16 protein-coding genes are annotated in these 21,231 nt (G+C 71.3%); 4 read left to right on the forward strand and 12 right to left on the reverse strand.

Annotation, left to right across the window (positions count from 1 at the left end):
- The first annotated feature begins 68 nt into the window (after positions 1-68).
- The gene (locus QM634_RS06715) at positions 69-197 is read left to right on the forward strand and encodes a hypothetical protein (RefSeq protein ID WP_415041998.1); all 129 of its coding nucleotides are present in this window, start codon (positions 69-71) and stop codon (positions 195-197) included.
- Here QM634_RS06715 and nudC read toward each other — a convergent pair.
- Genes nudC through QM634_RS06735 form a run of 4 tightly spaced genes read right to left on the reverse strand, consistent with a single transcriptional unit; the run spans position 194 to position 8,937 of the window.
- On the reverse strand, positions 194-1,183 hold the full coding sequence (nudC, locus tag QM634_RS06720; RefSeq protein WP_415041999.1) for an NAD(+) diphosphatase: 990 nt from the start codon (positions 1,181-1,183) through the stop codon (positions 194-196). The two genes, QM634_RS06715 and nudC, sit on opposite strands and share 4 nt — an antisense overlap.
- Before the next feature lie 4 nt (positions 1,184-1,187).
- On the reverse strand, positions 1,188-2,264 hold the full coding sequence (locus QM634_RS06725; RefSeq protein ID WP_415042000.1) for a potassium channel family protein: 1,077 nt from the start codon (positions 2,262-2,264) through the stop codon (positions 1,188-1,190).
- 45 nt (positions 2,265-2,309) lie between these two features.
- Positions 2,310-5,660: a UvrD-helicase domain-containing protein gene (locus tag QM634_RS06730; RefSeq protein ID WP_415042001.1), complete on the reverse strand. Its 3,351-nt coding sequence runs from the start codon at positions 5,658-5,660 to the stop codon at positions 2,310-2,312.
- Entirely contained in the window at positions 5,653-8,937 is a 3,285-nt protein-coding gene (locus QM634_RS06735; protein ID WP_415042002.1) for an ATP-dependent helicase, read from the reverse strand. The genes QM634_RS06730 and QM634_RS06735 overlap by 8 nt, the downstream gene beginning before the upstream one ends.
- Before the next feature lie 74 nt (positions 8,938-9,011).
- Between QM634_RS06735 and QM634_RS06740 the strand changes: the two genes are divergently transcribed.
- Both QM634_RS06740 and QM634_RS06745 read left to right on the forward strand, forming a co-directional pair.
- A complete protein-coding gene (locus tag QM634_RS06740) occupies positions 9,012-9,803 on the forward strand; it encodes an alpha/beta hydrolase (RefSeq protein ID WP_415042003.1) in 792 nt (263 codons plus the stop codon).
- A gap of 2 nt (positions 9,804-9,805) precedes the next feature.
- A complete protein-coding gene (locus tag QM634_RS06745) occupies positions 9,806-10,111 on the forward strand; it encodes an MGMT family protein (protein ID WP_415042004.1) in 306 nt (101 codons plus the stop codon).
- Here QM634_RS06745 and QM634_RS06750 read toward each other — a convergent pair.
- Genes QM634_RS06750 through QM634_RS06775 form a run of 6 tightly spaced genes read right to left on the reverse strand, consistent with a single transcriptional unit; the run spans position 10,108 to position 17,896 of the window.
- Complete coding sequence (locus QM634_RS06750) at positions 10,108-10,809, reverse strand: response regulator (RefSeq protein WP_415042005.1); 702 nt, start codon at positions 10,807-10,809, stop codon at positions 10,108-10,110. The genes QM634_RS06745 and QM634_RS06750 overlap by 4 nt on opposite strands.
- Positions 10,809-13,316: a DUF4118 domain-containing protein gene (locus tag QM634_RS06755; RefSeq protein ID WP_415042006.1), complete on the reverse strand. Its 2,508-nt coding sequence runs from the start codon at positions 13,314-13,316 to the stop codon at positions 10,809-10,811. The genes QM634_RS06750 and QM634_RS06755 overlap by 1 nt, the downstream gene beginning before the upstream one ends.
- 9 nt (positions 13,317-13,325) lie before the next feature.
- On the reverse strand, positions 13,326-13,982 hold the full coding sequence (locus QM634_RS06760; protein WP_415042007.1) for a potassium-transporting ATPase subunit C: 657 nt from the start codon (positions 13,980-13,982) through the stop codon (positions 13,326-13,328).
- Between the two features lie 7 nt (positions 13,983-13,989).
- On the reverse strand, positions 13,990-16,095 hold the full coding sequence (kdpB, locus tag QM634_RS06765; RefSeq protein ID WP_415042008.1) for a potassium-transporting ATPase subunit KdpB: 2,106 nt from the start codon (positions 16,093-16,095) through the stop codon (positions 13,990-13,992).
- Positions 16,092-17,795: a potassium-transporting ATPase subunit KdpA gene (gene kdpA, locus QM634_RS06770; RefSeq protein WP_415042009.1), complete on the reverse strand. Its 1,704-nt coding sequence runs from the start codon at positions 17,793-17,795 to the stop codon at positions 16,092-16,094. The genes kdpB and kdpA overlap by 4 nt, the downstream gene beginning before the upstream one ends.
- A gap of 2 nt (positions 17,796-17,797) precedes the next feature.
- Complete coding sequence (locus tag QM634_RS06775; RefSeq protein ID WP_415042010.1) at positions 17,798-17,896, reverse strand: potassium-transporting ATPase subunit F; 99 nt, start codon at positions 17,894-17,896, stop codon at positions 17,798-17,800.
- A 330-nt stretch (positions 17,897-18,226) separates the two neighbouring features.
- On the opposite strand from QM634_RS06775, the gene QM634_RS06780 reads away from it, so the two are divergent.
- Positions 18,227-19,084, forward strand: a complete 858-nt coding sequence (locus tag QM634_RS06780) for a TIGR02569 family protein (RefSeq protein ID WP_415042011.1) — start codon at positions 18,227-18,229, stop codon at positions 19,082-19,084.
- Positions 19,085-19,098: 14 nt separating this feature from the next.
- Here QM634_RS06780 and moeZ read toward each other — a convergent pair whose 3' ends face one another.
- Positions 19,099-20,271 (reverse strand): adenylyltransferase/sulfurtransferase MoeZ, encoded by a 1,173-nt coding sequence (moeZ, locus tag QM634_RS06785; RefSeq protein WP_415042012.1) that lies wholly within the window; start codon positions 20,269-20,271, stop codon positions 19,099-19,101.
- On the reverse strand, positions 20,268-21,231 hold a 964-nt coding region (locus QM634_RS06790; RefSeq protein ID WP_415042013.1), incomplete at its 5' end, for a DUF3152 domain-containing protein. The genes QM634_RS06790 and moeZ, both read right to left, overlap by 4 nt.

A 21,231-nucleotide genomic window follows, 5' to 3' on the forward strand; every position in this document is an offset into this window, starting at 1 on the left:
CACCACAGGGCCGTCGGTCTGTTCCCGAATCGACTACGGCGGGTCGGGGTCGGGCCTACCCTTGCGCCATGAGGAAAGAACGAGCAACCCGATTGATCCCCTTCACCCGCATCCCGGTGCGGAACCGCAAAGGCAGCACTCGGCACGGCGGCTCCAACAGCCACGGCAAGGGCAGCCACTACCACGGCGGTCACTAACCGCCCACTCGACGAAATTCACCGCCCACTCGGCGGAAATCGCCGCCCACTCGACGGTTAGCGGGTGGGGGGGCGGCGGCCCAGGCCTCGATCATCGCCCGTGCGATGGACACCGAGCCGGGCAGCCGCAGCGGGGCCGCCGGCGCATCATCGCCTCCCTCGGGATCGGTCCACTCCTTCGCGACGAGGGCATCGCGCACCTGGTCGCGGGTGAACCACTGCGCGTCGGCGATCTCGCCGTCGAGGAACCGCAACGGCTCCTCCGGGTCGCCGAGCGCGGCGAACCCCAGCATCAACGACCGCGGGAACGGCCACGGCTGACTGCCCAGGTATTGCGGGTCGGCGACGGTGATCCCGACCTCCTCGTAGACCTCGCGGATCACGCATTGCTCCAGCGACTCCCCCGGCTCGACGAAACCGGCCAGGGTCGAGTACCAGCGCTCGGGCCACATCGCCTGACGGCCGAGCAGGATGTGGTCGCCGCCGTCATGGACGACGGTGATGATCGCCGGATCGGTCCGCGGGAACTCCTCGCGCCCGCACGACCGGTCGCGCCGCACCCAGCCGAACTTCTCCACCGCGGTCGGCTCACCCGTGGTCGGCGAGAACCCGGCGTTGTCGTTCCAATTGAGCATGCCCAGCGCGGTGACCAGGAGTCCGGCGTCGTCGCCGCTCAGATGATGTCCGGCTGATCGCGCGTCGCCGAGCGGCTCGTCGAGCTCGTCGACGCGCCGCGCCCAGTAGAAGGTCTCCCCGTCGACGCCGAGCAGGACCGCGTCCGGCGGCGGACCGTCGCCGGCCTCCGGCCCCGACACCCAGTGCAGACCGCCCTCGGTGGCGACGCGGAACCGTCCCCGACCGTCGAGCAGCAACACCTTCGCCTCCTCCCAGGCCTGCTGGGCGGCACCGTGGTTGCCGCGGAATTCACCGCCGCGGTCCACCGTCGAACGGGAGAACAACGGTGGCTCGGGGAGGCTGAAGGTCACCGGCTCAGCGTTCCTTCTCCGGTGTGCGCCGCACGTAGAGCAGGCGGTCGCCCGGTTCGATCGAGTCCACCTCGGGTTCGTTGACGCGGTACAGGTGACCGTCGCGCACGACGCCCAGCACGATGTCGACCGAGTGCGCGGGCGACCCGCCGATCTCGCTCGGTTCGACGACGCGTTCGGCGATCGCGTACCCCTCCTCCGGCGTGAGGAGGTCCTCGAACATCTCCACCACGCTCGGCGTCTGCGTCGCGATGCCCAGCAGTCGGCCGGCCGTCTCCGAACTGACCACCACCGAGTTGGCGCCCGACTGCTTCATGACGTGTGTGTTCTCCGCTTCGCGGATGGACGCCACGATGGTCGCCGTCTGGTTCATCTCGCGCGCCGACAGCGTGGTCAGGACCGCGGTGTCGTCGCGGCTGGTCGCGATGATGATGCTCGCCGCGTGCGCGGCTCCGGCCAACCGCAGGATGTCGGACTTGGTCGCGTCACCGCGGACGGTGACCAGCCCGTGCGCCTCGGCGGCCTCGAGCGCGGCCGGCGAGGGGTCGACGACCACGATCTCGGCCGGCTTCACCCCGTCGGCGAGCATCGCGTCGACCGCGGTCTGCCCCTTGGTGCCGTACCCGACGACGACAGTGTGGTTCCGCAATGTAGACCTCCAGCGTTGGATTCGCAGCGCCTGGCGCGACCGCTCGGTGAGGACCTCGAGGGTCGTACCGATCAAGACGATCAGGAACAGCACGCGCAGCGGCGTGATGATGATGATGTTCACCAGGCGGGCGAACTCGCTCACCGGGGTGATGTCGCCGTAGCCGGTGGTCGAGAGCGTCACCGCCGAGTAGTAGACGGCGTCGAGGAAGGTGAGCGTCCCCTCGCCCTTGGCGTCGTGGTAGCCCTTGCGGTCGACGTAGACGAGGAAGGCACAGAAGAACAGCGCCACGAGAGCGAACAGGATGCGGCGCCCGATCGCCCGCGCGGGGCTGACCTCCGCGTCGGGGATCTTGATGATGTTGACCAGCGCGTACTCGGGCTCCGCCGACAACACGCTGCCCGGCCGCCTGCGGCGCAGTTTGTCCTTCATCGACCGCCCGTCATTCTCACAGGTTGCAATCTAACAGCGTATCGCTCAACCCCGCGCCAGGAGTGCCGCCAATGCCTCGGCGTCGGGAAGGTCGTCGGGTTCGAGGGTGTAGTCCGAGCGCACGTAGTGGAATGCCGCCCGCACCTGGTCGACGCGCGCCCCGACGAGCTTGGCCCACGCGATGCGATAGGCCGCGAGTTGGATGTTGAGCGACTCGCGCTTGGCCGGATCGGGCACCGCGCCGGTCTTCCAGTCGACGACGATCCACCGGGGTTCACCGTCGTCGCCGGGCTCGTCGGCGAACACCGCGTCGGCCCGGCCGCGGATCACCGCTCCGCCGATGACGGTCTCGAACGGCACCTCGACCTCGACGGGGCTGCGGCCCGCCCATCGGGACGCCTCGAAGCGCGCGATCAGCTCGGCGAGGTCCTCATCGGGCACGGCGGTCTCGTCGGCGGCACCGGGCAGCTCGTCGATGTCGAGCAGCCGGGTGGCGCCGAACCGCCGCTCCACCCACGCGTGGAACGCGGTGCCCCGTCGAGCCATCGGATTGGGTTTGAACGGCACCGGGCGCCGCAGCCGCTCGGCGAACGACGACTCGTCGGCGTCGAGCTCCACCAGCTGGCTCACCGACAGGTGCGTGGGCAGTGCGACGTCGACGCCGGCCTGGTTGGCCGCAGCGTGCTCGGCGAGCAGCACGTCGACCTCGGCGGCCCACTGCGCCGCGTCCTCGTCGACCGGCGGCGGCGCGGCGTGCTCGTCGTCGAACAACGATGGCTGGTCCCGCGCCGTCAGGCGGTCGAGGACCAGGGCGGCGGCGCGGTCGGCGCTCGAGCGGCGCTGCGCTAGCCGGTCGGCCGGCCACTGCGCGGTCACGACGTGCGCGGCCAACGGGTTGTCGGCGCCGTCGGCGGGGGCTGGGGCGGCCATCGCGACGACGAGCCCGTCCGAGTCGACGGCGGGGTCCGCGACGGCCTCGTCCACGATCTGCGCGAGCTCGGCGTAGAACTCGGACACCGCACGCGGGCTCGCCGATCCCATCGACCAGTGGTGGGCGGAGATCAGCAGGCGTTCCTTGGCCCGGGTCAGCGCGACGTAGAGCAGCCGCCGGTCCTCCTCGAGGCGGCGCTGCGCAATCGCCTCCCGATGCTCGTCGAGGGCGTCCTCCAGTTCCTTGCGATCGCCGACGCCGGCCAGGTCCAACCGCGGGAATCCCTCACCGGCGCCGTCCGCCCCGGCGCCGGCCAGGTCGCCGCGGACCTCGGCGGGCAGTTCGCGCACGCTGCCCAACCAGGTCCCGTCCGAGCGTCCGCTGGGGAAGATGCCGCCGCACATGTGCGGGATCGCCACGACGTCCCATTCCAGGCCCTTCGCGGCGTGGACGGTGAGGATCTGCACCCGCTGCTCGGCGACTTCGATGTGACCGGGCTCGAGGCCCTTCTCGATGGTCTCGGCGGTGTCCAGGAAGGCCAGCAGGCCGGGCAGCGTCGCCCCCGGCTTGTCGGCGTAGGCGGCGACGTACGACGCGAAGGCGTCGAGGTGCTCGCGACCGGTCGTGGCGCCCTTCATGCGGCGCGCCCGGATCTGTGCCTCGACCGCGACGCCGATGGTCTGCTCGACGTCGGCGACCAGCTCGGGCAGCGGCTGACCGATGCGTCGGCGCAGCTGTTCGAGTTGGCCGCCCATCCGCCGGATGCGGGCGAATCCGTCCGCGCTGTACCGCGACGGGTCGCCCGGGTCGACCAGGGCGTCGGCGATCCCGGCGTCGTCGACGAGTTCGTCGGGAACCGAGGCGGCCAGCGCCTGTGCAAGTTGCTCGGCGGTGTCCAGCGGCATCGCCGCGACGCGGGTGCGGGCCGCCAGTTCGCGCGCCCGCCGCCACAGGGCGGCGATGTCGGCAGCGCCGAGCTGCCACCGCGCGCCGGTCAGCAGGCGCATCGCCGCGGTGCCGGCCATGGGGTCGGCCATCAGCCGCAGGGTCGCGACGATGTCCTCGACCTCCGGCACGTGCAGCAACCCACCGATGCCGACGACCTCGGCCGGGATCCCCAGTGCCTCGAGCTCGGCGGCCAGCGGTGCGGAGTCCTCGTTGCGGCGGACGAGAACCGCCGTCGTGGGCGGCGCCACTCCCGCGTCGGCGGCCGCGGCGTACAGGTCGGCTATCGAGCGCGCGACCCATGCCCGCTCGTCCAGAACCGTGTCGGTCAGGGCCATCGACACCGCGCCCAGTGGTGCGTCGGGTCGCGGGCGCAGCACCGAGACCGGCACGCCGCGGCGGCGCAGCTCCTCGGAGGCGGCATTGGCCAGGCGCAACGCGTGCGCGCCGTTGCGCCAACTGGTGAGCAGTTCGAGCCGTTGCGCGGGCGTGCCGTCGGGGCGTGGGAAGTCGGTGGCGAACCGCGGCAGGTTGGCCGCCGACGCCCCGCGCCATCCGTAGATCGACTGGATCGGGTCGCCCACCGCGGTGACCGCGACGGGCTCGCCGGCGCCGCCGAACAGGGCCCGCAGCAAGACCCGCTGCGAATGCCCGGTGTCCTGGTACTCGTCGAGCAGCACCGCGCGGACCGTCCGACGTTCGGCGGAGACGACCTCCGGGTGACCGGTGACCAGCCGCGCGGCCAGCGACATCTGTGAGCCGAAGTCGAGTGCCCCAGCCTCGCGCATCCGGTCGGAGAGTTCGGCGATCAGCGGCAACAGCGCGCGCCGCTCGTCGATGACCGCCTGGATGTCGCGGAGCTTGCGCGACGGCTCGTCGCGCTGGCGGGCACCCTTGGGGAGTGTGTCGACCAGGTCGTAGAGCTGCTGGCCCGCGGTGCCCAGGCGGTCGAGGTCGACCAGGTGCTCGGCGGAGTCGGAGTACAGCTTGAGCACCGCCTCGGTGACGCCGGACGGGACCTTGCGCGTCGCGAGCTCACCCGAATAGTTGGCGACGACGGAGAAGGCGAGCTGCCACAGTTCGGTCTCGCTGAGCAGCGTCGACGTCGGTTCGACCGGCAGCAACAGGCCGTAGTCGGCGATCAGTCGCCCGGCATAGGCGTGATAGGTGCTGATCTCCGGGTCCGCCCCGGCGAGCCGGGTGCGCAGCTCGCCGTCGGGGTCCCATTCGGCGAGCACCGGCGCGCCGGCCAGCATCGACAGGCGCCGGCGGATGCGCGCCCCGAGCTCGCTGGCCGCCTTGCGGGTGAAGGTCAGGCCGAGCACCTCCTCGGGCCCGGCGAACCGGTTGACGACGAGCCAGACGACGCGCGAGGCCATCGTCTCGGTCTTGCCGGCACCGGCGCCCGCGACGACGAGCACGGGCTCGAGCGGGGCCTCGATGACGGCCACCTGTTCGGGCGTCGGACGCGGCAGACCCAATGCGGCCGCGATGCTGGTCGCGGGGATCAGCTCAGTCATCGACCACGCTCCGCCCGGTGAGCTGGGCCGGGCAGGACGCGTGCAGCGCGCAGTGCCCGCACCCCTCGTTCTGCGTAGCGGTGAACACCGGGCCGACGCTGGCATTGGCCGCCGCGCGCAGGATCAGCATCCACTCGGAGACCTGCTCCGGCGTCAGCGCCTCCTGCTGCCGCACGGCCGCACCCGTGGTCTTGTGCGGGCTCGCGACGTAGACCAGCTCGCCGCCGCCCGGCTCGGTGCCCGCGGGGAATCCCTCGACTCCGCCGAGGTGCAGCGCGAGCTGGTAGGTCGCCAGCTGGGGGTGCTCGGCGGCGTCGGTCTTGCGCAACGGGTTCTTCCCGGTCTTCACGTCGACGACGACGGGGCGGCCCGCGGAGTCGGTCTCCAGACGGTCGATCCGGCCGACGAGGCGCACCGCCGGGCCCGCCTGCGCGTCGGGCTCGAGCACCGCGTCGACCTCCACTTCGGTGCCGACCTCGGTCAACGCGCTCCGCGACGCGGTCAACCAGCTGCGGAAGTTGTCGAGCATCTGCTCGGCGCGCTCCAGCTCGCGCCGCGAGAACCACTCGGCACCGGTGTCGACGCGATCCCAGATGCCGCGCAGCGCGGCGGTCACCTCTTCCGGCGGGATCTGGCCGGCCAGGGCCTGCACGAGCGTGTGGACGAGGGTTCCGGTGATCGCCGGTGTCTCGTCGCCGTCGCGCCCCCCGTTGCCCTCCAGAACCCAGCGCAGCGAGCAGCGGCTGAGCGATTCGATCCCCGAGGGCGAAAGGCGCCGCGGCCCGTCGGTCGGCTCCCACAGCGGATCGTCGGTGCTGGGCCCGGCCAGGCCGTACCAGTCGCGCGGGTGGGCCCCGGGGATGTCGAGGTCGGCCAGTCGCGCCAACAGGTCGGCCGCCGCGACCGCACGCGGCGTGGGCTCGCCATCATCGGGCATCCCCGCGACGACCTCGGCGCGCAGCGTCGCGACCAGCGACGGCAGCGACAGCACGCGGTCGACGCCCGGGTCGACCGGCAGCGCGTCGGGATCGGCGTCGTCGTCGTCCGGATCGACCACGGCGGCGATCTCGGCGACGAACCGCGACGGCGCCGCCTCCCCGCTGCCGTCCTCGACGGCGCTGACCAACAGCTGTTTGCGGGCGCGGGTGCACGCCACTAGCAACAGGCGGCGTTCGTCGGCGAGGGCCACCGTGCCGCGGGCGACGGTGTCGACCGCCTCGGGGTCCAGGCCGTCGAGGATGTCCACCAGTGCCCCGGTCGCCAGCACGCTGCCGCGCGGGCGCAGCGACGGCCAGAGCCCGTCGAGGACACCGGGCACCGCGACGACGTCCCACTCCCGACCGGCGGCGGCGTGCGCCGAGCAGATGGTGACCGCTTCGTCCCGCACGGCCGCCGCCCGCGAGTCACGCGGGATCTGCAGGGCCTGCACGTGCTCCACGAAGGCCGCGACGCCGGCGCTGGGCAGGTTGTCGCCGAAGGACTCCGCGGACTCGAACAGGGCCAGCATCGCGTCCAGGTCGCGGTCGGCCTGCTCGCCGGCCGGACCGCCGCGCAGGGCGATCGGGGTCCACCGTCGCTCCAGGCCCGAGGCCTGCCAGGCCTCCCAGAGCACCTCCTCCACCGACTTGCGCGCGGCGATGGCGCCGCGGGCCGCGCCCACGACCGTCCGCACGCGCAGCAGCGGCCGCGCCTCGCGCTCGGACAGCTCCTCGACATACCGCGATGCCGTCTCGTCGTCGACGATCGCGGCGCGCAGCGCGTCGATCGAGTCGAGGGAGTCGTCGACCCGTCGGACACCGCGCCGCAGTCGGCGCAGGGCCGCCGGGTCGGCGCTGCCGATGGGACCGGTGAGCAGCGTGATCACCGCTTCGGCCTCCAGCGGAACACCGTCGGCGGCGAGCAGCGCGATGAGGAAGGCGGCCACCGCGCGCTGGCGGTGCAGGGGCAGGTCGGACGCCGGGGTGGCGACCGGCACGCCGGCCGATCGGAACGCGCGCCGCAGTGCGGGCAGCGCGCGCGGGACCGACCGCACGATCACCGCCATCGACGACCAGGGGACGCCGTCGAACAGGTGGGCCCGGCGCAGCAGGTCCGCGACCGCGGTCGCCTCCTTCGCCTCGGAGGCGAAGACGCGGACCGACGCCGAGCCCCCGGCCGCGGTAGCGGCGCGCGGATAGGTGTGCGGTCGGGCGCCGGGCAGGCGTCCGACCAGTGCGGCGCCGACCGCGTTGACCGGACCGGCGCCGCGGTGGTCGACGAGCAGTTCGACGTCGCGCGGCGAACCGGGGTCGGCCAAGCCGTCGGCGAACCTCGGGGAGGCGCCGCGGAAGCCGAAGATCGACTGGTCGGTGTCGGAGGCGATGATCGTCGAGTCCGCACCGGTGCCGATGAGTCGCACCAGGTGTGCGGCCTGCGGATCGAGGTGCTGGGCGTCATCGACGAGGAGGTGCCGGATGCGGGCACGCTGCTCGTCGAGGAGGTCGGGGTCGGTGGCGAAGGCCGAGAGCGCCGAACCGACCAGTTCGGCGGCGTCAACCGCCGGCGCGCTCGCCTGCGGCGCCTCCACGCCCACCGAGCCGCGCAGCAGCATCGTCTGCTCGTACTGGGCGAACATGCGCCCGGCGGCGACCCACTCGGGCCGTCGGTGCCGGCGCCCCAGGCGCATGAGTTCTTCGGGCCCGGCACCGCGCTCGGCGGACCGCATCAGCAGATCGCGCAGGGCCTGGGCGAAACCGTCGGTGAGCAACGCCGGCCGCAGGTGCTCGGGCCACTCGGCGGCACCGTCGGCGACGTCGCCGGCGAGCAGCTCGCGCAGCACGACGTCCTGTTCGGAGCCGGTGATCAGGCGCGGCGGCGGGTTGTCGTGGGCCTGGGCCTGCAGCCGCAGGATGGCAAAGGCATAGGAGTGGACCGTGCGCACGAGCGGTTCGCGAGCGGCACCGGTGTGCGACGCGCCGGTCGCGAGGACGCGGCGGGTGATCTCCTCGCGCAGTGCGGCGCCCGCGCGGCGACTCGAGGCCAGCACCAACACCGAGCCGGGGTCGACGGTCGGGTCGGTGAGGCGCGCGACGGCGGCGTCGACGATGACGGAGGTCTTCCCGGTGCCCGGCCCACCGTGCACGCGATACGGCGCCCACGGGTGTTCCGGGTCCGCCAGCACCGGAGTCTCGATCAGTCGGGAGACGTCGTTCGGCCACCGCCGCGGCTCGTCGGGCTGCGCCCGCGCGGACACCAGCGTCGTGCGCACGAGGGGGCGCTGAGCCGGGCTGCGGACCATACCCCCATCGAACCACCCCGGGCCGACACAGCCTGCGCCGATCCGAGGGCCGCCAGGCGACTAGGGTGCCGACTATGAGCGCGTTGCACACCCACGTCTTCGGGCCCGACGATCCGGGTGCGCCGCTCGTCCTCGCCCTGCACGGGCTGACCGGTCACGGCCATCGGTGGGCGTCGCTGGCCGCCGACCTGCCCGACCATCGGATCGTCGCCCCCGACCTCCTGGGGCACGGCGAATCGTCGTGGGAGCCGCCGTGGTCCTACGACTCCCACCTCGCCGCGCTCGACCCCGTCGTCGAGGGCCTGGCGTCGCCGGCGATCGTCGTCGGACACTCCTTCGGCGGCGCCCTCGCGATCCGACTGGCACACCGCCACCCCGACCGGGTCCGCCGGCTCGTCCTGCTCGACCCCGCACAGGGCCTCGACCCGGCCCGCGCCCTCGACATCGCGACGGCCAGCATGGCGCATTGGACCTACCCGTCACCGGCCGCGGCCGCCGACGCCAAGCGCGCCGAAGGGTGGTCGGCGGTGCCCGCCGACATTCTCGCCGAGGAGATCGCGACCCATCTGCGGCCGTCCGAACAGGTCGGGCTGGAACCGGGACGGTTCGGTTGGCGGGTGAGCCGGCCTGCGGCCGCGACCGCGTGGAGCGAGATGGCCGACGGCCACGTCGTGCCGCCTGCAGGGGTGCCCACCGACATCGTCGTGGCCGACAGGGTCGATCCACCGCTGGTGAGCGCGGCCTTCCTGGACGCGTGTCGGCGCGAGCGCGGCGAAACGGTCCGCATCCACCACGCCGACTGTGAGCACATGGTGCCGTTCCTGGTGCCCGACCTCGTCGCCCGACTCGTCCGCGACGCCGGGTAGCCATGGCCAGGGTGACCGAGGAGGACGTCGAGCGCGTGCGCGGCTTCGTCGCGGCGATCCCGCCCGGCCGCGTCACCACCTACGGTGACCTCGCCGACGCCGCTGGCCTGTCCAGCCCGCGCATCGTCGGCTGGATCATGCGCACCGACTCCGCCGACCTGCCATGGCACCGGGTGATCGCCGCCTCCGGGCGGCCCCCGGCGCACCTGGCCGCGCGCCAGCTCGCCCGCCTCGCCGACGAGGGCACCCCCATCGCCGACGGCCGCGTCGTCCTGCGCGCGTGCCGCTGGTCGCCGCAGCCGGACTAGGAGGGCTCGAAGCGATAGCCCATGCCCGGCTCGGTCAACAGGTGGCGCGGATCCGACGGATCCTCCTCCAGCTTCCGCCGCAAGCTGGCCAGGTACACGCGCAGATAGTTGCTCTGACCGACGTATGCCGGCCCCCACACGCTGGTGAGGAGTTCGCGCTGGCCGACCAACCGCCCGGGGTTCCGGGCCAGGAGATCGAGGATTCCCCACTCGGTCGGGGTGAGCCGGACGGGCTCACCGGCGCGGGTGACGCGTTTGCCCGCCAGGTCGATCGTCACGTCACCGGCCTTGACTATTGCCGGCTCGGGGGACGCACTGGCGGCACCCCGCCGAATCGCGGCCCGCAGGCGGGCAACGAACTCCTCCATGCCGAACGGCTTGGTCACGTAGTCGTCGGCGCCGGCATCCAGCGCGGCGACCTTGTCCGACGAATCCGTGCGCGCCGAAAGGACGATCACCGGTACCGCCGTCCAGCCGCGCAACCCCGCCAGAACCTCGAGTCCGTCGAGATCGGGCAAACCCAGATCAAGCACGATCACGTCGAAGGCCGAGCGGGCTGCGGCCTTCAACGCCTCCGCCCCGGTGGCCTCGGTGGCGACCTGGAAGCCGCGCGCCCGCAGATTGATCCGCAGCGCACGGAGCAGTTGGGGCTCGTCGTCGACGACGAGCACGCGACCGTGGTCCGTCGGCCCGGGCATCACCGGTCCCCTTCCGCGTCGTCGGCAGGGATGTCGACGAGCATGGTCGTCCCACCGCCCGGCGTCTCGGCGGCGGTCAGGGAACCGCCGACGGCAGAGACGAAGCCGTCGGCGACGGCCAGGCCCAGCCCCACTCCGGAGCCGCCCGGCCGCTGGTCGCCGTACTGGTGAAAGGGCTGGAACACCCGAGACCGCTCGTCCGCCGGGATGCCGGGACCGTGGTCGATCACCTCGATCACGCACCGTGTTCGGCCGTCGGACGACACAGTCGCCGACGTCGTGATCGAGATCGAGTCAGTCGTGTGATCCAGCGCGTTGGCCACCAGGTTCGCCAACGCCCGCTCGAGCAGCCCCGCGTCCGTACACGCCCACGCGCAGTCGAAGCGCAGACTCGCGAGGCGGTCCGTGTCCCCCGTCGCCGCGACCACCCTGTGCACCACCTCGGGCAGATACGTCCGTCGGAGCACGGGGTGCACGACCCCTGCCGCCAGGCGCGAGGAGTCCAGCAGGTTTCCGACGAGGGTCGTCAGCTGGTCGATCGACTCCTCGGTCGTCGCGAGGAGTTCCTCGGTATCGCCGGCGTCGAACGCCAAGTCGGGGCTGCGCAGACTGCTCACCGCGGCCTTCGCGGCGGCCAGCGGCGTGCGGAGATCATGACTGACGGCGGCCAGCAGCGCGCGGCGCAGCTGATCGGTCCGCGCAAGCTCGTCCGCCTCGGCGGCCTCTGCGGTCAAGCGGTCGCGCTCCAGTGCGGCGGCCACCTGGCTGGCCACGGCCCCCAACACTCGACGGTCGCGCGCACTCACCGCCGGCCCGCGCATCAGCAACAGGTAATCGGCACCGGAGGCCTCGCTGACGGTGGACGCCTCTTCGGGCCGCGCGGGCGGCTCCGGCCCCACCGACGCCTGAATCGTCGACTGCCCCGCAGCGACGCGGACCGCCGCGACGGACTGTTGCTGGTAGGCCTCGCGCAGACGATCGAGCAGGTCCGTGACTCCGGCGCCGTCGAGCACCGCACCGGAGAACATCGACAGGAGTTCGGCGTCGCGTCCCGCCTGCTTGGCCTCCCGCCGGCGCACAGTTGCCGAATCGACCAGTCCGGCCACGGCAATGGCGACGACGATCATCACGATGATGGTGATCAGGTTGTCCGGATCGCTGACGGTCAGTGTCCCCCGCGGACCCGTGTACAGCAGGTTCAAGAGCAGCCCGGACACGATCGCCGACAGCGTCGCCGGCACGACGCCGCCGAGCAGTGCGACGGCGAGCACACCGACGAGGAACAGCGACGACTTGCTCGACAGGCCGAGATGGGGGTCGAGTGGCTTCAGCAGGGCGGCGACGGCGACCGGGATGGCGAGCGCGAACACCCAGCTCAGCGGGCGGTGCAGTCGTGTGTGCCGGATGTCGAGTGGGTTCCGCGGCGCTTCGGCATGAGTGACCATGTGGACGTCGATCCGTCCGCTCTCCCGGATCACCTCGGCGCCCACACCCTCATCGAGCAACCGTCGCCACCGCGGCCGCCGGGAGGTGCCGATGACGAGCTGGGTCGCATTGACCGCCCTCGCGTACTCGAGGAGCGTCACCGGTACGTCGTCGCCGACCACGGTGGTGAACTTCGCACCGCAGTCGGCGGCGAGGACCCTGATCGCATCGAGGTCTGCCGTGTCGGCGAGACCGTCGCCCCGCACGACCCTCACGACGAGCAGTTCGGCGCTCGACCGCGACGCGATCCGGCGCGCCCGTCGGATGAGATCGGACGATTCGGGCCCGCCGGTGATCGCGACGACGACCCGCTCGCGCGCCTCCCAGGTGTCGGTGATCGCATTGGCGGCGCGATAGTCCGCCAGCTTCTCGTCGACCCGATCGGCGAGCCAGAGAAGCGCGAGTTCGCGCAGTGCCGTCAAGTTGCCCTGGCGGAAGAAGTTGGCGAGCGCCCCCTCGGCGCGCGCGGCGGCGTAGACCTTTCCGTCGGCGAGTCGGCGACGCAGCGCCGCGGGCTCGATGTCGACGAGCTCGATCTGGTCGGCGCGGCGGACCACATCGTCGGGCACGGTCTCGTGCTGCGTGGCACCCGTGATCTGCGCGACGACGTCGTTCAGGCTCTCCAGGTGCTGGATGTTGACCGTGGACAGCACGTCGATCCCCGCGGCGAGGATCGTCTCGATGTCCTGCCAGCGTTTGCCGTTGGGCATGCCCGGTGCGTTGGTGTGTGCCAATTCGTCGACCAGCACGACCGCGGGGCGTCGATCCAGAACGGCTTGCAGATCGAGTTCCTGCAGCACGGTGCCGCGGTGTTGCACCCGCTTTCGCGGAATGGTGTCCAGGCCGGCCGTCAGCGCCTCGGTCGCCGCGCGCCCATGGGACTCGACGATCCCGATCACCACGTCGACTCCGTCGGCGTCCAGCTGTTGGGCGCGTTCGAGCATCTCGAAGGTCTTTCCCACACCGGGCGCGCAGCCGAGGAAGACCTCGAACTGTCCGCGCACCTGAGGCTCGTCGCCCATCTGTCGAGACTATCCGCCGGCCGGCCGCGCGGGAGGTGCCGCGCAGCCCGGTGCCCGGTGGCCGAGTGCGAGGTTGACCTGCAATACGTCGACCCGCGGGCTGCCCAGGAAGCCCCACTGACGCCCCTCGGTGTGCCGCGCGATGATCGCGCGCACCCGCGCCTCGTCGACGTGGTTCACCCGGGCGAGGCGGGGTATCTGCAGCGTCGCGTAAGCGGGCGAGATGTGCGGGTCCAATCCCGAGCCGGATCCGGCGACCGCATCGGGTGGCACGCGATCGGGTGTGGTCCCCTCCCGGTGGGCGATCGCGGCGCGTCGGGCGTCGACGAGCCTGCGCAGCGCCGTACTGCTGGGCCCCAGATTGCTGGGCCCGGACGCCTCCGGGCGTCCCGGGGCCATCGGGTCGTCGGACCCGCCGGCCACCCGACCGTGGAGGAAACCGTCCGGTTGACCGGCCGGCACCCGCAGATCGACGCCGATCAGGGCCGATCCGGCCGCGCAGCCGCCCGCATCCCGGACCACCGTCCCCTCGGCCGTATGGGTCGTGGCGCGGGACAGCACCCACACCGCGGCGGGATAGGCCCCGCCGAGAATCACCGTGCACACCACCAGGACCAACATTCCCACGGCGAACTGCCGGGCCACTCCCTGCCACAACCGTTTCATCGTCGATTCACCCCATTCCCGGGAGATGGCGGACCACCAGGTCGATGAGTGCGATGCCGACGAACGGCGTGAGGACGCCGCCGAGTCCGTAGAGCATGAGATTGCGCCCCAGCAACCGCGACGCCGACACCGCTCGGTACTTGACGCCCCGCAGCGAGAGCGGGATGAGGGCCACGATGATCAGTGCGTTGAAGATCACCGCCGATGCGATCGCCGACTGCGCAGAGTGGAGCCGCATCACGTTGAGGGCGTCCAACTGCGGGTACACCGCGACGAACAGCGCCGGGAGGATTGCGAAGTACTTGGCGAGGTCGTTGGCCAGGGAGAACGTGGTCAACGCACCGCGCGTGATCAGGAGTTGTTTGCCGATGGCGACGACGTCGAGCAGCTTCGTCGGATCCGAGTCGAGATCGACCATGTTGCCGGCCTCCTTGGCCGCCGATGTGCCGGTGTTCATCGCCACTCCGACGTCGGCCTGCGCCAGCGCGGGCGCGTCGTTCATCCCGTCGCCGGTCATCGCCACCAGACGTCCACGGGACTGCTCGTCCCTGATCACCGCGAGTTTGTCCTCCGGCGTCGCCTCGGCGACGTAGTCGTCGACGCCGGCGGTCGCGGCGATCGCCTTCGCCGTCAACGGATTGTCGCCGGTGATCATGACCGTGCGGATCCCCATGGTGCGCAGTTGCGCGAAGCGATCGGCCATCCCGGGTTTGACGATGTCAGACAGCTCGATCACGCCGATTGCCTGCGCGGGCCGATCGGGCGCTGCCGCCCCGACGACGAGTGGAGTACCGCCGGCACCCGAGATCTGGGCCACCGTCGCCATCACTTCGTCGGAGATCGTTCCGCCGCCGGCCTCGACCCACCGCTGTACCGCGTCGGCCGCCCCCTTGCGCAAGGCGACGGGGTCGTCACCGCCCAGATCCATCCCGCTCATCCGGGTGGTCGCCGTGAACGGCACGACCGAATAGGTCGGGTCGGCCCCAGACCGTGCGGCCGCGAGGTCGCCGGCCGCCAGCGGGATCACCTCGTATCGATCAACCGCGAGGTCGAGGATGCTGCGACCCTCCGGGGTGTCGTCGGCGAGACTGCATCGGTAGGCCGTCCGCGCCAGATCGGCGACCGACGACCCTGGGGCGGGGTGAAAGGCGGTGGCACGACGGTTCCCGAACGTGATCGTCCCGGTCTTGTCCATCAACAGGGTGTCGATGTCGCCGGCTGCCTCGACCGCGCGCCCGCTCATCGCCAGCACGTTGTGCTGCACCAGCCGGTCCATCCCGGCGATGCCGATCGCCGAGAGCAGCGCACCGATCGTGGTAGGGATCAGACAGACGAGCAGGGCGATCAGCTTGAGCGGGTCGGCGGCGGTGCCGGAGTACTGCTGCATCGCCCCGGTCGCGACGACCACTAACAGGAACACCAGCGTGAGCGCGGTCAGCAGGATCTGCAGCGCGATCTCGTTTGGGGTCTTCTGGCGAGCAGACCCCTCGACCAGGGCGATCATCCGGTCGACAAACGTCTGGCCGGGCTCCGCGGTGATCTGGACGACGATCCGATCGGACAACACGACCGTGCCGCCGGTGACCGCCGAGCGGTCTCCCCCGGACTCGCGCACCACCGGCGCCGATTCACCGGTGATCGCCGATTCGTCGACGGTCGCGATGCCCTCGACGACATCGCCGTCCCCGGCGATGACCTCGCCGGCCTCGACGACGATCCGGTCGCCCAGACGCAGCTGCGCGCCGGGGATCTCGGTGATTGCGCCGTCCTCGTCGATGCGCCGGGCCAGGGTGTCGCGCTTGACCTTCCGCAGACTGTCCGCCTGGGCGCGACCGCGCCCTTCGGCGACGGCCTCGGCCAGGCCGGCGAACAGGACGGTGAACCAGAGCCAGGCCACGACCAACCACGCGAATCCGCTCGGCCGCCAGATCGCCAACACCGTCGCGATCAGAGCACCGAGATACACGACGAACATCACCGGGTTGCGCGCCTGCTCCCGCGGACCGAGTTTGCGCAGCGCCTGCGGAAGCGCCGCGACGAGCTGGCGGGCGTCGAACACGCCGCGGCCGACGACATCGGCCCCGGAATCGGCGACAGGGGTTCCATCGGTCACAGCAGTGCCTCCGCGATCGGACCCAGCGTCAACGCCGGGAGGAAGGTCAGTCCGGCTACCAGCACGGTCGTCCCCAGAAGGAGCGCACCGAACATCGGACCTCGGGCGGGCAGGCCGGCGTCGGCGGTAGCAGCGGCATCGGATTCGCCGCCGCGCGGCGCCTGTCTGGCAAAGGAACCGGCCAGACCCAAGACCAAGACGATCGGGAGGAATCGGCCGAAGAACATCGCCAGCCCCAGCGACAGCTGGAACCAGTCACTGGTCACCGTCAACCCACCGAATGCGCTGCCGTTGTTGTTCGAGGCCGAGGCGAAGGCGTACAGCACCTCGCTGAAGCCGTGGATGGCTTCCGGGCTGCCCGGCGCCCCCGGATCGACCATCGCCGACGACGTCGAGCGCAGCACCGAGGTGATCGACGCACCTGCCAGCACCAGGGCGGGCATGACGAGCACGTACAACATCGCGAAGGTGATCTCGCGCCGACCGACCTTCTTACCGAGGAATTCGGGGGCACGACCGACGAGCAGGCCACCGATGAACACGGTGACGACGGCGAGGACCAGGATCCCATACAGCCCCGATCCCACCCCGCCGGGAGCGACCTCCCCCAACAGCATGTTCCACAGCACCGAGCCGCCGGCTCCGGCGGCGAGACTGTCGTGCGCCGCGTCGACGGCACCGGTGGAGGTGCCCGTCGTGCTCACCGCGAACAACGTCGATCCCGGAATGCCGAAGCGGACCTCGGTGCCCTCCACGTTCGCGCCCGAAGCCGCCGCCAGCGCCGTCGGCCGACTCTGCAGATACCAGGCCAACGACAGCACCGCGCCCCAGAGCACCACCATCACCGACAGCAGCGTCAAGCCCTGCCGACGGTCCCCGACGAGGGTGCCGTAGGTACGTGTCAAACACACCGGGATGACGAGCATCGCGAGCACCTCGAGGAGGTTCGTCAACGGCGTCGGGTTGGAGAACGGGTGCGCCGAATTGGCGGCCAATGTGCCGCCGCCGTTGGTGCCGACGACCTTGATGGCCTCCTGACCGGCGAACGGTCCGATCGGGCTCGTCGCCCGGCGTCCGTCGAGCAGCGTGTAGTCGACGCCGGTGTGCCACGACTGGACGGCGCCCTGCAGGAGGAGGATCACCGCGACGACCAGCGCCAGCGGCAGGAGGATTCGCACCGTGCCGCGGACCAGATCGACCCAGAAGTTCCCCAGCATGCCCGTCTTCGCGCGCGCGAGCAGGCCGCGGATCAGTGCCACTGCGACCGCCATCCCCACCGCCGCGGAGAGGAAGTTCTGCACGGTCAGCCCCAGCATCTGGGTCAGGTTGCTGATCGTGGTCTCCGGCGAGTACGACTGCCAGTTGGTGTTGGTCACGAACGAGACCGCCGTGTTGAACGCCATCGTCGGGGACATGCCGGGTTTGCCGTCGCCCCACGGGAGAAGGCCCTGCAGCCGCTGCAGCGCGTACAAGACGACGATTGAAGCCAGCGAGAATCCCAGCACGCTGCTCGCATAGGCCCGGGCGGTCTGCTGGGCCCTCGGATCGATGCCGGACAGGCGGTACACCGCGCGCTCGACGGCGAGGTCGCGCCTCGAGCGGTACACCGCAGCCATGTAGTCGCCCAGCGGGACGTACACCGCGGCGAGCACGAGGAGAACGGCTCCGACCTGGAGCAACCCCGCGGTCGTGTCGCCCACCGTCAGAACCTGTCCGGCGAGACCAGGGCCACGACGAGGTAGCCGGACGTCGCGGCCGCGATGACGAGCAGCAGGACCGTCACCACCCCGGCCGCGGTCATCGATCGGTCCGCTCGTCGAATCCTCGCACGACCATCAAGCAGGCGATCGTGGCCACCAGAACCACGGCGATCATCCCTGCATCAGCCATCTCGCACCCTCGCTAACCGGAGGGCCGTTCGGCCCGCCGACTAACCAGGGTCACCGCGTCGGCGTCCGGACGCCAGAGTCCTTAACGCAATCCATACGGGCGTCCGGCCGACCTTGACGACTTCCTGCCGGGCATCCGGCATCACGGTGATCGGTGACCACGTACCGGCCACCGTTCAGCGCACAATCTCGGCCGATGTCGCTGCCCGGAATCAGATGGCCAGCTGGGTAATCTTTGGGACGTGACCAACGTCGTCGAGCCACCCGAGCATGTCCTGGGAACGTTCGGGCTGACCGCGCACCCGCCGATCGCCATGGGCGACCAGTGGGTGGGCGGCTGGCGCGTCGGCGAGGTCGTCCTGTCGATGGTCCCCGACCACGCGCGGGCCGCCTGGTCGGCCGCCACCCGGGAGAACCTGTTCGTCGACGGCCTGCGGATCGCCCGGCCGTTCCGCGCCACCGACGGCCGTTACGTCGTGTCCGGCTGGCGCGCCGACACCTACATCGCGGGGTCGCCCGAACCCCGGTACGACGAGGTGCTCCAAGTCGCCGAACGGCTGCACGCCGCGCTCGCCGAACTCGAGCGCCCGCGCTTCCTGCTGCAACCCCCCGCTCCCCCGTACACCGACGTCGACGTCTTCACCGCCGCCGACCGGGCCGCCTGGGAGGACCAGCCCCTGCGGTCGGCGCGGGCCGCCGGGATGAGCGCCCCGGACACCGAGGACGGCAAGGCGAGCGTAGCCGCGCTCAAGACCCTCGCGGGGCTGCGGCGGCCGGTCCAATCGCCGCCCCAGATCGTGCACGGCGACCTGTTCGGCACGGTGCTCTTCGCCGGGGCCGCCGCTCCGGGCATCACCGACATCGTCCCGTACTGGCGGCCCGCGCCGTGGGCGGCGGCCGTCGTCGCGGTCGACTCGCTCGCCTGGGGAGGCGCCGGCGAGGACCTGCTCGACCGCTGGTCCGACCAGCCCGAATGGGGCCAAATGCTGCTGCGCGCCGCGATGTTCCGACTTGCCGTGCACGCGCTGCACCCGCGCTCGACCGAGGGTGCGCTGCCCGGGCTGTTGCGAGTCGTGGACCTGGTCCGGCTGCGTGTCTAGCCGCTTCGCGAGGCTCAGTACACCGGCATCGACGGGTCGACCGTCTGCGCCCAGGCGGTGATGCCGCCCTGCAGGTGGCTCGCGTTGGCGAAGCCGGCACCTTTGAGCATCGCCAACACCTCGGCCGACCGCACGCCGGTGCGACAGTAGAGGACCACGGGCCGGTCCTGCGGCAGTCGCCCCAGACCCGCACCCGACTCGAAGTCGCCCTTCGGGATGAGGGTCGCACCGTCGAGGTGGACGATGTCCCACTCGACCGGGTCGCGCACGTCGATCAGCGCCACATCGTCACCGGCGTCCAGTCGCGCCTTCAACTCCGCGGGCGTCAGCGTCGAGCCGATCGCGGCGGCCTGCGCCTCGTCGGACACCACGCCGCAGAAGTCGTCGTAGTCGATCAGCTCGGTGACCTTGGCGCCGAGCGGGTCCTTGCGGATCCGCACGGTCCGGAAGGTCATCTCCAGCGCGTCGTAGACCATGAGCCGCCCGAGGAGCGTCTCGCCGATCCCGCAGATGAGCTTGATCGCCTCGGTGCCCATGATCGAGCCGATCGTCGCGCACAGGATGCCGAGCACGCCGCCCTCGGCGCAGGAGGGCACCATGCCCGGCGGCGGTGCCTGCGGGTACAGGTCGCGATAGTTGATGCCCCGACCGTCGGGGGCGTTCTCCCAGAACACCGACACCTGGCCCTCGAACCGGTAGATCGAGCCCCACACGTAGGGCTTGCCGGCCAGGATCGCCGCGTCGTTGACGAGGTAGCGGGTGGCGAAGTTGTCGGCGCCGTCGAGGATCAGATCGTACTGGGCGAAAAGGTCTACGGCGTTCTCGTTGTCGAGGGCGAACTCGTGGGTGCGGACGGTGATGTACGGGTTGATCTCGAGCATCGAGTTCTTCGCGCTGACCGCTTTCGGCACGCCGATGTCGGACTGCCCGTGGATGACCTGGCGCTGCAGGTTGGACTCGTCCACGGTGTCGAAGTCGACGATGCCGATCGTCCCCACGCCCGCCGCCGCGAGGTACATCAGGGTCGGTGAACCCAGCCCACCGGCGCCGATGACCAGGACTTTTGCGTTCTTCAGCCGCTTCTGCCCGGCCATCCCAACGTCGGGGATGATCAGGTGACGGCTGTACCGCGCGACCTCGGCGCGGCTCAGTTCGCCGGTCGCCTCGGTCAGCGGGGGAAGCGTCACGGGAACGGCCAGGGGTTCGGCTTGCACTTCAACGCGGGGTTGGCGTTCATCTGCGGATCCAGAGCCATGATGTCCTTGTTATTCACACCGAATGACTGTTGCATCATGATAGGCGCGAGCGCGCCGTTCTGCTTGCACGGTTCGTGCTGGGCGTAGCCGATCCCGTGCCCGACCTCGTGGTTGATCTGGTACTGCCGGTAACTGTGGATGTCGCCGTCGAAGGAGATGGCGCCGCGGACCCATCGGGCCTCGTTGAGCAGCACCTGGTTGGTCGGCGGGTAGTAGCAGGAGCTCTCCAGCTTGAGCTGATAGCCGCACAGCTCGCGCGCGGTGTTCGTCGACGTCAGGGAGATGCGCAGATTCGGGCTCGAGCCCGGGCCGACGCGGCGGAACGACACCTTGCCGCCGCCGATCCAACTGTGCCGGTTGGCCAACGTCGCGTCGACCATGGACGCGAACGCCCCGTCGCCGGAGAAGTCGGTGGCGACCAGACCGTCCTCGACCTCCACCGTGTACGTGTACTCCTGCGCGCCCCGACCGACCTTCTTGGAGGTCTTGGTGGGGACGACGTGGAAGGTCTTGCGCCCGTCGCGCGTGAAGTGGCCGCCGGAGGGCAGGGCACCCACCGGCAGATCCGACGCGGCGACCTGGACCGTCGGGGCGCCGACCGGAGCCGACTCCTTGACGATCGCGGTGTTGCGCCCGCCGTCGGGCGAGGCCTCGTCCGCGGCACCGTCGGCCTTGCCTCCCCGGAGGGTCATGACGAGCAGGACGACTGTCAGGACGGCCAGCACTGGGATGGCGTACGCCCGCCACCCGTAGGTGGCGATGAAGCCCGCGGCACCGGGGTCGTCGTGCGCGGTCTCGGCGGGCGGATCCCAGGTCGCGCTGAGGGGCTGGCCGGGGTCCGGGCGCGGCACGCGCTGCGCGCCGGGACGGTGCGCGCCGCCGCGCTGCGAG

Source organism: Gordonia sp. (in: high G+C Gram-positive bacteria) (genome assembly GCF_047606305.1).
Lineage (GTDB): Bacteria > Actinomycetota > Actinomycetes > Mycobacteriales > Mycobacteriaceae > Gordonia.